Origin of the sequence: Vibrio ordalii ATCC 33509, assembly GCA_000257205.1 — a bacterium.
Lineage (GTDB): Bacteria > Pseudomonadota > Gammaproteobacteria > Enterobacterales > Vibrionaceae > Vibrio > Vibrio ordalii.
Genome location: AEZC01000162.1, coordinates 1 through 16,519 on the forward strand (window position 1 = coordinate 1; position 16,519 = coordinate 16,519).

General features: G+C 45.4%; 12 protein-coding genes. 4 read left to right on the forward strand and 8 right to left on the reverse strand.

The window, feature by feature from the left end:
* Nucleotides 1-135: 135 nt before the first annotated feature.
* Nucleotides 136-1,659, reverse strand: coding sequence for a CYTH and CHAD domain-containing protein (locus VOR_RS0111135; RefSeq protein WP_010319784.1), 1,524 nt, complete (start codon nucleotides 1,657-1,659; stop codon nucleotides 136-138).
* 205 nt (nucleotides 1,660-1,864) lie between these two features.
* Here VOR_RS0111135 and VOR_RS0111145 point away from each other — a divergent pair, with 205 nt between their 5' ends.
* The 3 genes from VOR_RS0111145 to VOR_RS0111155 all read left to right on the forward strand — a co-directional run bounded on the left by VOR_RS0111145 (nucleotide 1,865) and on the right by VOR_RS0111155 (nucleotide 4,716).
* A complete protein-coding gene (locus tag VOR_RS0111145) occupies nucleotides 1,865-2,545 on the forward strand; it encodes a TIGR00153 family protein (protein ID WP_010319785.1) in 681 nt (226 codons plus the stop codon).
* Nucleotides 2,546-2,689: 144 nt separating this feature from the next.
* Nucleotides 2,690-3,949, forward strand: a complete 1,260-nt coding sequence (locus tag VOR_RS0111150) for an inorganic phosphate transporter (RefSeq protein WP_010319786.1) — start codon at nucleotides 2,690-2,692, stop codon at nucleotides 3,947-3,949.
* 158 nt (nucleotides 3,950-4,107) lie between these two features.
* Nucleotides 4,108-4,716: a TIGR04211 family SH3 domain-containing protein gene (locus VOR_RS0111155; protein ID WP_010319787.1), complete on the forward strand. Its 609-nt coding sequence runs from the start codon at nucleotides 4,108-4,110 to the stop codon at nucleotides 4,714-4,716.
* A gap of 59 nt (nucleotides 4,717-4,775) precedes the next feature.
* Here VOR_RS0111155 and VOR_RS0111160 read toward each other — a convergent pair whose 3' ends face one another.
* Nucleotides 4,776-5,543 carry a general secretion pathway protein GspB gene (locus VOR_RS0111160; RefSeq protein WP_010319788.1) on the reverse strand — a complete coding sequence of 256 codons (768 nt, stop codon included), beginning with the start codon at nucleotides 5,541-5,543 and terminating at the stop codon, nucleotides 4,776-4,778.
* Entirely contained in the window at nucleotides 5,543-7,141 is a 1,599-nt protein-coding gene (locus VOR_RS0111165) for an ExeA family protein (RefSeq protein WP_010319789.1), read from the reverse strand. The genes VOR_RS0111160 and VOR_RS0111165 overlap by 1 nt, the downstream gene beginning before the upstream one ends.
* 88 nt (nucleotides 7,142-7,229) lie before the next feature.
* Here VOR_RS0111165 and VOR_RS0111170 point away from each other — a divergent pair, with 88 nt between their 5' ends.
* The gene (locus tag VOR_RS0111170) at nucleotides 7,230-8,441 is read left to right on the forward strand and encodes a multifunctional CCA addition/repair protein (RefSeq protein WP_010319790.1); all 1,212 of its coding nucleotides are present in this window, start codon (nucleotides 7,230-7,232) and stop codon (nucleotides 8,439-8,441) included.
* A 113-nt stretch (nucleotides 8,442-8,554) separates the two neighbouring features.
* On the opposite strand, the gene eno is transcribed toward VOR_RS0111170, so the two are convergent.
* The 5 genes from eno to rlmD all read right to left on the reverse strand — a co-directional run bounded on the left by eno (nucleotide 8,555) and on the right by rlmD (nucleotide 16,340).
* Nucleotides 8,555-9,856: a phosphopyruvate hydratase gene (gene eno / locus VOR_RS0111175; protein WP_010319791.1), complete on the reverse strand. Its 1,302-nt coding sequence runs from the start codon at nucleotides 9,854-9,856 to the stop codon at nucleotides 8,555-8,557.
* Nucleotides 9,857-9,935: 79 nt separating this feature from the next.
* Complete coding sequence (gene pyrG / locus VOR_RS0111180; RefSeq protein ID WP_010319792.1) at nucleotides 9,936-11,576, reverse strand: CTP synthase; 1,641 nt, start codon at nucleotides 11,574-11,576, stop codon at nucleotides 9,936-9,938.
* Nucleotides 11,577-11,799: 223 nt separating this feature from the next.
* On the reverse strand, nucleotides 11,800-12,597 hold the full coding sequence (gene mazG, locus VOR_RS0111185; RefSeq protein WP_010319793.1) for a nucleoside triphosphate pyrophosphohydrolase: 798 nt from the start codon (nucleotides 12,595-12,597) through the stop codon (nucleotides 11,800-11,802).
* A 134-nt stretch (nucleotides 12,598-12,731) separates the two neighbouring features.
* A complete protein-coding gene (relA, locus tag VOR_RS0111190; protein ID WP_010319794.1) occupies nucleotides 12,732-14,954 on the reverse strand; it encodes a GTP diphosphokinase in 2,223 nt (740 codons plus the stop codon).
* A gap of 63 nt (nucleotides 14,955-15,017) precedes the next feature.
* Nucleotides 15,018-16,340, reverse strand: coding sequence for a 23S rRNA (uracil(1939)-C(5))-methyltransferase RlmD (gene rlmD / locus VOR_RS0111195; RefSeq protein WP_010319795.1), 1,323 nt, complete (start codon nucleotides 16,338-16,340; stop codon nucleotides 15,018-15,020).
* Between the last annotated feature and the right edge of the window lie 179 nt (nucleotides 16,341-16,519).

Here is a 16,519-nt window from a genome sequence, read left to right on the forward strand (position 1 = left end):
GTAGCCTTTTCATTGTGTAAAGCACTGAAGATTTGATCTCATCGACAAATCAGTTGCAGCTCGTCAGGATCAATAAAGAGATAAAAAGAGACATCACCGTCTCTTTTTTGAATTATTTATTTTAAACCGTTTTCATTAACGGCTTTTGCGCCAATAAGGCTCCGCTTCAATACCTATTTGTCGCGTCTGCTCCATTGCATGAACAATCGAGTTTTGTTGACGAACCAACCAGCGCTTGAGTTGTTCTTGTTCCTCTTCTTGCAACTTGTCGATCAAATTCTCTAGCGGCTTGAGCATCAATAAATCATCGATTCCTTGCAGTAAATCGGCCCAAGGAAGACGGAAGTTCTTACGCTCTTCAACATCATAAAGACTAGCAAAGCCAATACCTGTATAGAGATTACGCATTAAACGATATTGCTGATCGATATACTCTTGAGGACTTAACTCAACTTTAGGAGGAAAGGCTTCCATCAATTCGGCCCAAGTACGATCCAACTGTTTCACTGAAAACGAACCGACGTTACGCGCCATTTTTTCCCTAGCTTTATCATCTAAGAAAGGTTGCCAACCACGACTTAAAATCCAACGACTGAGATCAAGCAGTAATCCGGTATAACGCGCCGAATTGAGCAGCTTTATGTTTTCTTCACGGTTGGGCAGTGCTTCTTGTTGCTCTTTTAATTCAGCAATAAGCAACTTACGAGCGTCGAGCTTACGCAATGCGTGGCCTTTATCTTCAAGCAGATTGGTTAGGTAGTCATGGCTTTTTAGCCATGACAACTCTTGCTCTAACCATTTCAATTCCTGACGCAAAATAGCGCTAGCACGGCGTGGCACAACGCCACCATAAATGCTTAAGATCTGACGTAAAAAACTGGTAGCGTGGCTTATCTCATGTAACGCCGGAATTGAATCGCGCTCGGTGTAGATCTGCTCATGGTGATGCCAATGGGATAATGCATGCTCTAGCGAATGAATAAAGCACTCTTCCACGCTATCAGTACTGACTGTATTGACCAAGGTTAAGGCGTGAACTTCATCACCTTGATAACCAGACGCAAGACGATAGCCTCGCGCCGCTTTACTCAAGTTACCCAGACGCATACCACCGTGCTCACAAAACTGGCGAGCTAACGTAAACAAGGCATCGGTTTGACCTGATTTCAACTCAAGCTCCACTTCGCAGATAGGTTCTTGTTTTTCACCTGCAACGACAAAACCTTGATCGAAAGCCACTTCAACTTGGCTGCCATCGGCCATGCCAATCAGCCACTGTTCGCGTGTAAAATTAGTTGAAAATAGAGGCATCAGTTCAGATTGTAAGGTCGTAATATCTTTACCTTGTGGCCAGATATCTTCCGGATGAAGCGTCAAGTTCGGCTCATTGCTGTTGTGCTCAGCATTGTATTCTGGTCTTTGGTGCAGCCCTGCAACGACTCGACCAGCTGTTTTAACAGTTTGAACATACACATCATCAAAACGACGAATACGAAGCCCTGTGTCATGTTGACGCAACCAATTGTCAGGTGTATCGAAGTAAGTGTTCCCTAACGCTCGACAACTGTGCTGAAGTACTTTGATTTCAGAGATCTTGTAACGCAAAATTTCTGAAAATTCTGGAGAAACAAAAAACTTAAGTTCTATCTCGGTTTCCATAACTAACCCTTCCAAAGCAGATAGCGAAAGAATATGGCCTAATGCACAGTGGGGCAAGTAACAAATATCACCGGAATGATGATCTAAAACAGTTTTAATGAGAGATTTAATGGGTTAACATGCGCGCCTTTATAGCCATCGCTCAACATTTCGCCATGAAAAGGTGTATGTTATTTTAAGGTTATATTTTTTAGGTTGAACGACCATGCCAGTAAATACAATTATGGGGTTATTTGCAAAGTCCCCTATAAAGCCTTTGCAGCGCCACGTTGTGTGTGTGAATGAATGTTGCTCTCACTTAGTCAATTTCTTTGAAGTTTGTTCAAAGGGTGACTGGGAAAAAGCAGGTGAAATTCTAGCCCAAATTTCTCATTTAGAGAAAGAAGCGGACGTACTCAAGCGTGAAATTCGTCTTAAACTACCACGCGGTTTATTTATGCCTGTCGATCGTACTGACATGCTAGAGCTGTTAACTCAGCAAGATAAACTGGCCAACCTTGCAAAAGATATTGCAGGCCGTGTCTACGGTCGTCAATTGATCATCCCAGAGCCTCTTCAAGAAAACTTTATTGCCTATGTAAAACGCTGTCTTGATGCAGCAAATCAAGCGCAAAAAGTGATCAATGAGCTCGATGAGTTATTGGAAACAGGATTTAAAGGTCGTGAAGTCACGCTTGTGGCAGAAATGATCAATCAACTGGATGTGATTGAAGATGACACCGATACGATGCAGGTTCGACTCCGTCAACAATTGATGGCTATTGAGTCGAAAATAAATCCGATTGATGTGATGTTCTTATACAAAATTCTAGAATGGGTAGGCGGCATTGCCGATCAAGCTCAGCGCGTTGGCGCTCGTCTTGAACTAATGCTTTCTCGCTCTTAAATCAGTAAGTTAACCAAATAACGAAGAGCAAAACTTGATCCATCAGTTTAGGCGTTGATTATTTTCTCCGCTGATGGTTTTGACTCGCTTCAAGAAAATGAGTCCAGTTATGCTCAGCTTGTTATCAAAAGACTAGGTATTACGATGGATATCCTTGCGAACTACGGCACTGTCCTGATTCTTGTTGCAGCCGCTTTTGGCTTCATGATGGCGATTGGTATTGGTGCGAATGATGTTGCTAATGCAATGGGAACTTCAGTAGGCTCAAAAGCGCTAACCGTAAAACAAGCTATTATCATTGCGATGATTTTTGAATTCGCTGGTGCATATTTAGCGGGTGGTGAAGTAACCGAAACCATTCGTAACAGCGTCATCGAACCCGCACTTTTCGCTCACCAACCCGACGTTCTCGTCTATGGCATGATGTCTGCGATGCTCGCTGCAGGAACATGGTTATTACTCGCCTCCTACATGGGCTGGCCAGTATCAACCACTCACTCTATCATCGGCGCTATTATCGGATTTGCCTGCATATCCGTCAGCCCAGAAGCGGTCGATTGGGCCTCTGTAAAAGGTATCGTAGGCAGTTGGATTGTCACCCCAGTCATTTCTGGCTTATTCGCCTACTTAATCTTCGTCAGTGCTCAACGCTTGATTTTCGATACTGAAAATCCACTGATGAACGCCAAACGCTTTGTTCCTATTTATATGTTCATCACCACTATGGTGATCGCACTAGTTACCATCAAAAAAGGCCTTAAACATATAGGCTTACACTTGAGCACTGGTGAGGCATGGTTATGTTCGGCGGCGTTATCAGGCCTTGTTATGGTCGGTGGTTATTACTACATTAAGAAAAAATTTGCTAACCGCGAAGAGGACCATGGCTTTTCCGGCGTTGAAAGTATCTTTAGCGTATTAATGGTGATCACAGCGTGCGCAATGGCTTTTGCGCATGGTTCAAATGATGTAGCGAACGCGATTGGCCCTCTATCTGCGGTGGTTTCAACGGTTGAAAGCTTGGGCGCTGTCAGTGCTAAAAGCTCAATTGCTTGGTGGATTTTGCCACTGGGTGGTTTTGGTATTGTGGTTGGCTTAGCGACTCTTGGTCACAAAGTTATGGCAACAGTCGGTACCGGTATCACTGAACTGACACCAAGCCGTGGCTTCGCAGCTCAGTTAGCAACAGCATCAACGGTCGTCTTGGCATCAGGTACTGGCCTTCCAATCTCAACCACACAAACGCTTGTTGGTGCGGTATTAGGGGTTGGTTTTGCTCGTGGAATTGCGGCACTGAATTTAGGTGTGGTGCGTAATATCGTTGCCTCATGGATTGTGACTTTGCCAGCAGGCGCTTTACTTGCGGTTATTTTCTTCTATGCCCTGCAAGCAATATTTGGCTAACACAATAAGTCAATAGATTGTAAGTGCAATGTCATTAATTGACTCAAACGCACAGAAAGGGAGGCTTAGCCTCCCTTCTTTGTTGCACCAATCAACGAAACTTCTTAATATTTGTCGACAGCATTTTAATACCTCATTTGATAGCTAAAGGACTTATCGTGAAAAAACTGATCTGCATGGTTTTACTGACTATGTTGGCTGCGCCAACGTTTGCGCAAGACCGCTATATTGCGGACAAACTCTTTACTTATATGCATTCAGGTCCAAGTAATCAATTCCGTATTCTTGGAAGCATTGATGCGGGCGATAAGGTAAAACTGCTTGATGTCGACAAAAATACCGGTTATAGCCAAATTATCGATGAGAAAGGCCGCACGGGTTGGGTTGAAAGCCGTTTTATCACTCGCCAAGAAAGTATGGCAATGCGCTTACCTAAGTTGGAAAGTGAGTTGGCCGAAGTGAAAAATAAATTAGCGAATGCAAAGAAAAATGCAGACAGTGAAAAAGCCGGATTGGCCAATTCATTAGAGGCTCGCAATCAACAAATTTCAGAGTTAGAACAAAACTACAGCGATATCAGCAAGCAGCTTACTGATTCACAAACTGAAATCCGCGAACTGCGTGCTAAGCTGGATACTCAGAAAGAGGATCTACTGCTTAAATACTTTACTTACGGGGGCGGCGTAGCGGGGATTGGTCTGTTACTTGGATTAATTTTGCCACACATTATTCCACGTCGTAAAAAACACCCTTCAGGTTGGGCATAATTTCCCTAACAAATTGGATCTTCAATTAAAAAACGGTCACCTGATAAAGGTGACCGTTTTTATCCTTTCCAATCATAAAGTGCTGGAACTTCAATCAATTCACCACCGAAGCGTATCAAGGTTGATTGCGGATTAATCTCGACTAATTGCACGCCATTCGCAACGTCATCACCTACTTTTCGCTCCACACCATTAATTTTTACCCATCGCTTATCTGTGCGACTTGAATAAACGTGAGTTTGGAAATTCAGCGCTGGGATACGTCCTGAAAAGGTATCAAGATGTTCTGTGAGCAGAAGATGATCTTTTGATGAGTCTCCTACCAGTACGACTTGATCTTTGCCTTGAATCGCCAGCTCAACTCGTTGTATCAATTCTGGGGATAATTGACTTAAGTCGAGATCATTAAGACCGAACTCCTGATCTGCGTTTTTATCTTGCTGATCACGAGTCGTCAATTGAGTGCCATATAAAGGAGTAAATGGCTGGGCAGATCTTGTCTCGGTAAGTGTTTTCACTCGTGGTGTATTGGTTTGTAACTCACCAAGGTCAGGGTATTCGAGAACTTGGTAAGCCCCCTCTTGTGGCACAACTTGTGGCGCATTGCGCTTCAATTGTTCTAGCTCATCGATTCGAGTCTGGTATGAATGATAAACAAGATAACCGCAACAGAGTATCGATGGAGCAAGCAACGCGGTGAGTGATGCTTTCGACCACCACGAAAACGACGGTAATTGATGAAATAGCGTCACTGGAGAAGATTGAGTTGAACCTTTATTCTGGCGGCTCAGCTCTGATTGCTCTAATGCTTTAAGCACTTGCGACATTATCCTTGCTCCTTAGTAATGAGAAGACGAGGTGCGTTGTGTTGAGTCAATAGCTCAAGCTTACTTATCGTGCGAGCACCTGCAATACCATCAACATCCATTTTTTGCCAGCGTTGGAAAAATTCTACCTTGCGTTTCACTTCCCCATCAAAACGTTGATGTCCTGTGGCTTGCTCTCCAAGTAGCTGAGACAATTTTTGATCAAGCAGCTCAACATCGTCCCCCTGCATACCTAGCTTCAAAGTTCGAAGTAAATCATGCTGCCAAATGTAGTGATATTCTCCCGTCCATACGTCATTGAGCTGGCTTTGGTTAATTTGCACATGCTTGCCTGCCATTAACAATTGCACCTGTTCAGCATTGATCTGGTACAGCACCGCATAAGCTTGTGTTTGCTCCGCAGCTAAAGTAAGCACCACTGGCAAATTTAACTGCTTTAATTGGTTGAAATCACCCTGCATACGCTGACATTGAAAGCGTCCTTGTGCTTGAGCATCACAAAAACTATCGGCCAAAGATGCACTGTAACCCCACACTTTATAAAGATCGCTAATGGCCGCTTCCAATGCCTTCGAGCGTTCTAGATCTTGTTCCAATTGAGTACTGATCACCACTTGAGTGATCGGTTTAGGTAATTCAGGGGAAGGCAACGCAAAGCGCATCATGTGATTAATCCATGGCGGGCTAAACCACGCAATGAACACAGCTAACATCAAGCCCACAATAAGAGGAGACCAATGCGATATTGAAGATGGTGCAAGACGAATATTGGGCGACTGATAGACCGAGGACTGAAAATTCATGACCTCTTGACCCGCGGTACGCACTAACTCAAATGAGAGTGTTTTCATACCCTGCTGATAGGCCAACTTCAAACTCGCATCGCACACTAAGTTAATTAAACGCGGAATACCGTGGGTCTGTTCTGCTATCCATTTGATACTTTTCTGATCAAACCAGTCCTTGTGACCGCCGGCTAACGCTAAACGAAAGTGGATGTACTGCTCTGTCTCTTGAGCATTGAGAGGCAGCAAGTGATAACGACCGGTAATACGTTGCGCAAGTTGGCGTAATTGAGGTAATTGCAATTTTTGTTGTAACTCAGGCTGACCAATCAGTAAAACCTTAAGCAACTTACGGCTCTCCGTTTCAAGGTTAGTCAGTAGTCGTAACTGTTCCAGTACATCGGCGGCCAGATGCTGCGCTTCATCTATCACTAATAGCGTCTGTTTCCCTTGCGCGTGGTTATGCAGTAAATGATGATAAATCAGTTGGCTAAGTGCTTTTAAACTCCCTGAAGGTGAGTAAGACAGCGCAAACTCATCACAAATCGCTTCAAGCAACTCGATGTTCGAAAAAGTTGGATTTAAAATAAACCCCGCCTGAGTACACTCATCGAGTGCCGCAAGCATCGCTCTTGCGATGGTTGTTTTGCCAGTCCCCACTTCGCCAGTTAATAGCGCAAAACCACCACCATCACCCAGCCCTGCTTGTAAATGCTGCATCGCTTCACGATGACGATGGCTCAAAAATAGGTAACGAGAGCTCGGTACAATTGAAAATGGCGGCTCAGTAAATCCAAAAAATTCCTTATACATTCTCTCGTCTCTATCATTTCACTGTGAGGAAAAGTACCATTAGTAACATCAATCGCCAATGGCGTTTCAGCATATTTAAGGTAATCCGGTGCAAGTATACTTAGTTGGGGGCGCGGTGCGCGATCAGTTGCTCCATATTGATATCTATGACAAAGATTGGGTTGTAGTAGGCAGCAGCCCAGAGCAAATGCTGGCCACTGGTTTTACTCCTGTAGGAAAAGATTTTCCCGTATTTCTTCACCCGAAAACGAAACAAGAGTATGCCCTTGCTCGCACTGAGCGCAAAACTGGCGCAGGCTACACAGGCTTTGCCTGCTACTACGCACCCGATGTGACTTTGGAAGAGGATCTCGCCCGCCGCGATCTGACCATTAACGCCATCGCACAAGATAACGCTGGTAAGCTTATTGACCCTTATGGCGGCCAGCGCGATCTGCGCAATCGCCTACTGCGCCATGTTTCTGATGCCTTTATCGAAGATCCTCTGCGCGTCCTTCGCGTGGCACGCTTTGCAGCCAAATTTGCGCATTTAGGTTTTACCATTGCCGATGAAACCATGGCACTGATGAAACAGATAACGCAATCAGGTGAGTTGCAACACTTAACCGCCGAGCGCGTATGGCAAGAGTGGCAGAAATCACTCGCCACTCAGCATCCAGAAATTTTCATTTCTGCTTTACGTCAATGCGGTGCGCTCAAAGTAGTATTACCCGAACTGGATCGCCTGTTTGGTGTTCCTCAACCGGAAAAATGGCATCCTGAAATTGATACCGGAGTACACACCTTGATGGTTGCAGCGCAAGCGGCGAAGCTCTCTTCATCGATAGCGGTTCGTTTTGCAGCGCAAGTGCATGACTTAGGCAAAGGAGTCACACCTAAAAACGAATGGCCCAGCCATAAAATGCACTGTCACACAGGAGTTAACATCATTAAAGCCTTATGCGAGCGGGTGCGCATTCCAAATGAGTGTAAAGAGTTGGCACTGCTCGTCTGCGAGCAGCACTCCAATATTCATCGAGCGGCAGAATTAAAACCCAGCACCAAACTCAAAATACTCGATAAACTCGATGCATGGCGCAAGCCTGAGCGCTTGCTGGACGTTTTACTTTGTTGTCAGGCCGATCATGCGGGTCGATTAGGTTGCGAAGAGACCCCTTATCCGCAACGCGATATTTTCCTCGAAGCCTATCAAGCCGCACTGAGTGTCGATGTACAACAGGTGATCCGTGATGGTTTTCAAGGGAAAGCGATCAAAGAAGAGCTGGATAAACGACGGATCGCAGCGATTAGCACGGTGTAAATCTTTCCCTTCTCAACTCGCAATTCAAAATGCGAGTTGCGGCAGAAAAAACAAAACGCCCTGCATTGCAGGGCGTTCTCTAAAGTAATGATGCTAAGCTGTACCCCGTGGGATTAAGCTTGACCTTTCACTTCTTTAAGACCGTTGAAAGGAGCACGACCAGCTAGCGCTTCTTCAATACGGATTAGTTGGTTGTACTTAGCAACACGGTCAGAACGGCTCATAGAACCTGTTTTGATTTGACCTGCAGCTGTACCTACCGCTAGATCAGCGATAGTTGCATCTTCAGTTTCGCCAGAACGGTGAGAGATTACCGCTGTGTAACCTGCATCTTTAGCCATCTTAATTGCAGCTAGAGTCTCAGTTAGAGAACCGATTTGGTTGAACTTGATAAGGATTGAGTTAACGATACCTTTCTCAATACCTTCTTTAAGGATCTTAGTGTTAGTAACGAATAGATCGTCACCCACTAGCTGAATTTTGTCGCCTAGAAGTTCAGTTTGGTGTTTGAAACCAGTCCAATCAGACTCGTCCAAACCGTCTTCGATAGAAACGATTGGGAATTGCTCAACAAGGCCCGCTAGGTAGTGGTTGAACTCTTCTGAAGTGAACGTTTTGCCTTCACCTTTCATGTTGTAGATGCCAGCGTCTTTGTCGAAGAATTCAGATGCTGCACAGTCCATCGCTAGAGTGATGTCTTTGCCTAGCACGTAGCCAGCCGCTGCAACCGCTTCTGCGATAACTTCTAGCGCTTCAGCGTTAGATTTTAGGTTAGGAGCGAAACCACCTTCGTCACCAACCGCAGTGTTGTAGCCTTTAGACTTGAGAACTTTAGCTAGGTTATGGAATACTTCAGCACCCATGCGAACCGCTTCTTTAAGAGTTTTCGCGCCAACAGGTTGGATCATGAACTCTTGGATGTCTACGTTGTTATCTGCGTGCTCGCCACCGTTGATGATGTTCATCATTGGTAGAGGCATAGAGAATTGGCCAGCAGTACCGTTTAGCTCAGCAATGTGCTCGTATAGAGGCATGCCTTTCGCAGCCGCAGCCGCTTTTGCGTTCGCTAGAGAAACCGCTAGGATTGCGTTCGCACCGAAGTTAGATTTGTTCTCAGTACCATCAAGGTCGATCATCACTTGGTCGATAGCTGCTTGATCTTTAGCATCTTTGCCAACTAGAGCATCAGCAATTGGGCCGTTTACAGCTGTAATCGCTTTAAGAACACCTTTACCTAGGAAACGTGATTTGTCACCGTCACGTAGCTCAAGAGCTTCGCGAGAACCAGTAGATGCACCAGATGGCGCAGCTGCCATACCTACGAAACCGCCTTCTAGGTGAACTTCAGCTTCTACTGTTGGGTTACCACGTGAGTCGATGATTTCGCGACCTAGAACTTTAACGATCTTAGACATTAATGTTTCCTCTCGTTGAATTTAAATGTCAAAACTATAAAGGGCAGCAGCACAACAATTGCAACTGCCCGTATCCTTGTTACTTCTCTGATTCACCGCGTTGGAACTCACCTGCCGCTTTAATAAAGCCTGCAAATAGTGGGTGACCATCACGAGGGGTTGACGTGAATTCTGGGTGGAACTGAGCTGCTACAAACCATGGGTGAGCAGGGTTCTCAATCACTTCAACCAACTTCTTATCAGCAGACAGACCTGATACTTTCAAACCAGCTTTTTCGATCTGCGGACGAAGTTTATTATTAACTTCATAACGGTGACGATGGCGCTCATGAATGGTTGCACTACCGTAAAGCTCATACGCTTTAGTGCCTTTCTCTAAGTGACATAGCTGCGAACCAAGGCGCATAGTACCACCAAGATCAGACTTTTCAGTACGCTCTTCTACGTTACCTTCGTCATCTACCCATTCAGTGATCAAGCCTACCACAGGGTATTGAGTCTCTTTGTTAAATTCTGTTGAATGCGCACCTTTCATACCCGCAACATTACGCGCGTATTCTATCAGCGCTACTTGCATACCTAAACAAATTCCTAGGTAAGGTACTTTGTTTTCACGAGCATATTGCGCAGCAAGAATTTTGCCTTCGATACCGCGGTCACCAAAACCACCAGGTACGAGGATTGCGTCCAAACCAGTCAGCACTTCCGCACCTTTGGTTTCAACGTCTTGAGAATCGATGTATTTGATTTTCACGCTCAAGCGGTTTTTCAAACCTGCGTGTTTCAGCGCTTCGTTAACCGATTTGTAAGCATCAGGTAATTCAATGTATTTACCAACCATCCCGACCACAACTTCTGCAGTTGGGTTAGCCTCTTCGTAAATCACTTGTTCCCATTCAGAAAGATCCGCTTCTGGCGCTTTAATAGCAAAACGGTTACAAACGATATCATCCAAACCTTGAGCTTTGATCAGTTGAGGGATCTTATAGATAGAATCGACATCTTTCATCGAGATAACGGCTTTTTCAGGCACGTTACAGAACAAAGCAATTTTCTTACGTTCGTTCGCTGGGATAACGCGATCACTACGACAAACCAAAATATCAGGCTGAATGCCGATAGAAAGCAGCTCTTTAACGGAATGTTGAGTCGGTTTGGTTTTCACTTCACCTGCAGCGGCAAGGTAAGGAACTAAAGTCAGGTGCATAAACATTGCGTGTTCACGGTCCACTTCAATCGCAAGCTGACGAATCGCTTCCATGAATGGCAATGACTCAATATCACCAACGGTTCCACCCACTTCAACGATAGCGACATCGTGGCCTTCAGAGCCTGCGATAACGCGATCTTTAATCGCATTGGTGATGTGTGGAATAACCTGAATCGTTGCACCTAGGTAGTCACCGCGGCGCTCTTTACGCAATACATCGGCATAAACACGACCAGCAGTAAAGTTATTGCGCTTGGTCATTTTGGTACGAATAAAACGTTCGTAGTGACCAAGGTCAAGGTCAGTTTCAGCGCCATCTTCCGTGACAAACACTTCACCATGTTGAGTTGGGCTCATTGTGCCTGGGTCAACGTTGATGTAAGGGTCAAGCTTCATCATAGTCACTTTAAGACCACGAGCTTCTAAAATCGCCGCAAGAGATGCTGCTGCAATACCTTTACCTAGAGAGGATACAACCCCGCCAGTAACAAAAATGTAATTTGTCGTCATGTTTAACCTGAAATTGGTTGAATGAGGGAAATGGATTTCTTCTGGACGGGATAAAAATATACCAGAAGCCCTTATTCGCTACAACGTGAAATCTATCACACTGTCATTTTTTATTTTTTGCTTCAAATCAAAGAGCACCGCTTGATATGGCTTATCACACCACTCAAATGAGTCAAATTTGTCTCAATGGGTGGGTTTTGTTGTGGATTGCCAACACAGGGCATTACTTCGACTCCAAGCGCTTCACTTCATTCCACATAACATCCAATTCTTCGAGAGAAAAATCGGTCAAGGTTTTGTGCTGACGTGCCACCAGCATCTCAATGCCTTTAAATCGACGTGAAAACTTTCGATTTGCTTTATTTAACGCCACCTCTGGATCAATTTTTAAGTGCCGAGCAAAGTTAACGGTGGCAAATAATAGATCGCCCATTTCATCCTCTACTCGAACCGGATCAGGGTTGATTTGCAACGCCTCTTCCATCACTTCTTCGATCTCTTCTTGAACTTTATCAACCACTGGGCCGATAGAATCCCAATCAAAGCCATATTGGGCACACTTTTTTTGAATCTTTGTAGCACGTAAAAGAGACGGAAAAGCGCGTGGTATTGAGTCTAGAATACTTTGATCTTTTTTTCCTGCTTGTGCCTTTTCTTTGGCTTTTTCAGCTTCCCAATTGGCGTTGATTTGCGCTTCATCCTCAAACTTAGCACTCGCAAAAACATGAGGATGGCGGCGCGTAAGTTTTTCATTCACCGTTTCAACAACTTGCGAGAAATCAAACAACCCTTGCTCTTTCGCCATTTGACTATAAAAAATAACTTGAAACAGCAAGTCACCCAATTCTTCTTTGAGATTAGGCCAATCTTGGTTGTGGATCGCTTCCACCACTTCATAGGTCTCTTCGATTGTGTAAGGAACAACCGTGTCAAAAGTTTGCTTGATATCCCAAGGACAACCTGTTTTTGGGTCACGCAACTGTGCCATGATCTGTTCCAGTTGTTCGATTGGGTGGCTCATTTATCCGCTCCTTACATCAATATTTAAAATAAAAAAGCGAGCAGTCATTGCCACTCGCCTTTGAAAACCTAAGGCGCTTGCGTCGCGATTTAATTGCGATTCACGCCAATAAGAGTGTTACTGTGATATGAAATTTAGCCTAGGCGTTTCACCAGCATGACATCTTTGATCTGTTCTACTCGCATTGATACTCGTGACAGCGCTTCGATGTTGCTCACTTCAAGATCAAAATCCATGATAATCAACTGTCTTTTGTAGTCGCTACGACTTTTCATGCTGATGACTTTCACTTTCTCATTCGCCAGCAGGGTGGTGATGTCTTTGAGTAACCCACCTCGCTCCATCGCTTCAACGCGCAAAGTCAAAATATAGGTTCCAACAAACCCACGCCCCCAAACGGTATCAATGATGCGTTCAGGTGCGTGATGGCTCAGCTCTTCTAGCTGTTCACAGTCACTGCGATGGACTGAAATACCACGCCCTTGAGTAATGTAACCTTTGATCTCATCACCCGGGATAGGTTGGCAACAGCGCGCTAGGTGTGTCATGAGGTTATCTACCCCTTCCACCACAACGGCATCTTTGTGCGCTCGATGTGGCTGAGCTGGACGAGTTTGCGCATCTTGCAATTTTTGCAGTGCTTGTTGATCTTCTTGCTCAGCGGTCGGCTTATTCACCAAGGCATTGATGTGATTGACAATTTGGTTGATTCGCAAATCACCACTGCCAATGCCGACGTACAGCTCGTCAGGCGTATTGACGTTAAAACGTTTGAGCGCGTATTTATCGGCATCTTTTAACGTAGCACCGATTTTGGCTAATTCTGATTCGAGGATCTCTCGTCCGGCTTCAAGGTTTTTCTCGCGGCCTTGTTTACGGAACCAAGCGTTAATCTTGGCGCGCGCACGGCCTGAATGGACAAACCCCGTTGCTGGATTTAGCCAATCACGCGACGGATTCGGCTCTTTCTGGGTGATAATTTCGACTTGATCACCCATAGATAATTTATGAGTAAATGGAACAATACGACCCGCGACTTTGGCACCGATACAGCGATGCCCCACTTCAGAGTGAATATGGTAGGCAAAATCGAGCGGCGTGGCTCCCATGGGTAAATCAACCACATCACCACGAGGTGTAAAGGCGTAAACGCGATCATCAAACACCTGGCTACGCAGCTCGTCGATCATCTCACCCGAATCAGACATCTCTTCTTGCCAATCAAGAAGCTTACGCAACCAAGTAATTTTCTCATCGTAACCACTACGGGCAACCGTTGCGCCCTCTTTATATTTCCAGTGCGCGGCAACCCCAAGTTCAGACTCTTCATGCATCTGCTTAGTACGAATTTGAATTTCGATGGTTTTGCCTTCTGGCCCTAAAATCACCGTATGAATGGATTGATATCCATTCGGTTTCGGATTAGCAACGTAATCATCAAATTCGCTAGGCAGGTGTTTGTATTTGGTATGAACAACGCCCAAGGCGGCGTAACAGTCTTGCAGTTGATCAGCAATAATGCGAACCGCACGTACATCAAACAGCTCATCGAAAGCCAAACCTTTCTTCTGCATTTTGCGCCAGATGCTATAGATGTGTTTCGGACGGCCACTCACTTCAGCATTGATATGAGAAAGCTTCATCTCGGCGCGCAGATCTTCGACAAAATCGTGAATATATTGTTCGCGCACGATGCGGCGCTCTGAAAGCTGCTTGGCAATTTGTTTATAAGTATCGGACTGCTGGTAGCGAAATGCGTAATCTTCAATTTCCCATTTGAGCTGACCAATGCCCAAGCGGTTTGCTAAAGGGGCATAGATATTGGCGCACTCTTTAGCCGCTACACGGCGAATTTCGTCAGGTTCATCTTTTACTTCACGTAAATTACAAATGCGCTCCGCTAATTTGATCACCACGCAACGAAAATCATCCACCATCGCAAGCAGCATGCGGCGAACGTTATCCACCTGCTCTGAAGCTTCACTGCCTTGCAAGGTGACGTTTAACTGACCAAGCGCCGCCATCTCTTCGACACCATCAATCAGCTTCACTATGCCTTTACCATAGGTCTCTTCTAATACTTCACGATCAAAAAGCCCACTACTGACGATAGGAAAGAGCTGAGCCGCGACTAAAGTGGCGCGATCCATCGATAAAGTAATCAGGATTTCGATCATTTCACGGCCGCGCCACAGCAGTAGCGGTCCTTTGGCCTGACCTTCTAATAACGTTTCACACTGACGGTATACGTCCGTCAGTTTAGAGGCTGTGCTTTTATCTTGATGTAAACTCGCAATCCATTTATCTAGCTCAAACTGTTCGTCTGGATTCAAGTGTGCGCTTCGTACCGCAACCATCTGATTCGTCCTAGTTTTATAGTTTGTGGTATTCGACTAACGCCAACTGGGTTAGTTCTCTGTCTACCGACTTTTTACAAATAGCGCCATCGATTCTAAATGACTGGTGTGTGGAAACATATCCAACATGCCAAGTTTTACCAACTTATAACCTTGGCTGAGTAAACTTTGACTGTCTCTTGCCAGTGTCGCCGGGTTACAAGAAACGTACACCACGCGCTGAGCGCCGAGCTTAGCCAATTGGTCGACAATGCCTGCCGCCCCGGCTCGCGCTGGGTCGAGTAGTACTTTAGCAAATTTTTGCTTTGCCCACGCTTGCGTTGACATATCTTGTTCCAAATTTGCTTGGTAGAACGTGATATTGTCGATTTGATTACGCTGAGCGTTTTGTGTCGCTTGCTCAACCATCTCGTCCACACCTTCAATGCCCACCACCGATTGAGCGTATTGGGCCATCGGCAAACTAAAGTTCCCTACGCCACAAAATAGGTCCAACACTCGATCATCCTCAGTCAAGGCTAACCATTCCAATGCTTGAGCCACCATTTTTTGGTTTATTTGGCGATTGACTTGAATAAAGTTGGAGGGCAAAAATTCGATAACGGATCCGGTTTCACGGTAGCTTGCCATCTCTCCGTGAAGACGTTCGAGCTGATCGCTTTCTGGCATCACATACAAAGTGAGATGATGCCGCTGAGCAAACGCCAGCAGCGCCGCGTGATCTTCACTTGGCAGCGGCTGAAGATGGCGCAACACCATCACAGCGCCTTGATCACCCAGCACCAATTCAACATGGCCAATCGCTTGCTGAGATTTAAATTGCGTTAACAGCGCTTGGATAGGTGTAAGTAGCGTGTTGAGTGGTGGTTCTAGCACTGGGCAGTCCGTCACGTTAACGATTTGCTTGCTCTGCTTTTTACGAAAGCCAAATTGCAGCTGTTGCTGCTTTTTGTCCCACAACACGCTGATGCGGGCGCGACGGCGATAGCCTTTATCGGCGCAACTTATTGCGGGGCTCAAGGCCAACGTTTGTCCGGCGAATTTACTCATCAATTGCGAAAGCGTTTGCTCTTTGTGCGCGACCTGCGCACTGTGCTCTAAATGCTGCAGATCGCAACCACCACATTGAGCGTAATGGCGACAAAATGGCGTCACGCGTTGTTCACTGGCCGTTAAGACTTTAATCAACTGACCGCGAGAGTATTTACTTTTGCTTTCAGTTAGCTGCATCAGCACTTGCTCACCGGGCAGTGCGCCATCAACAAAAAGCAGTTTATTGTGTTGATAAGCGATACCAGAACCTTGATGATCAAGACGTTCAATCAATACCGTTTGATGTTTTGTTTCTAATTGCGCTTTCTTTTTCGGTTGGAAAAAACGTGCCATGCTCTGTGCCTAAGTAAAATTAAATCGATGTTTTTTGCCCTAGCGTCACTATTTAGTGCGGGGATGATTGTCGAACTTACTCGACTTGATTAAGCTAGCCGTCAATTAAACGATTTTCGTACAGGCTTGCTCATCAAATTGCGGGCTATTTTCCCATATCCACACCACGATGTTTAGAC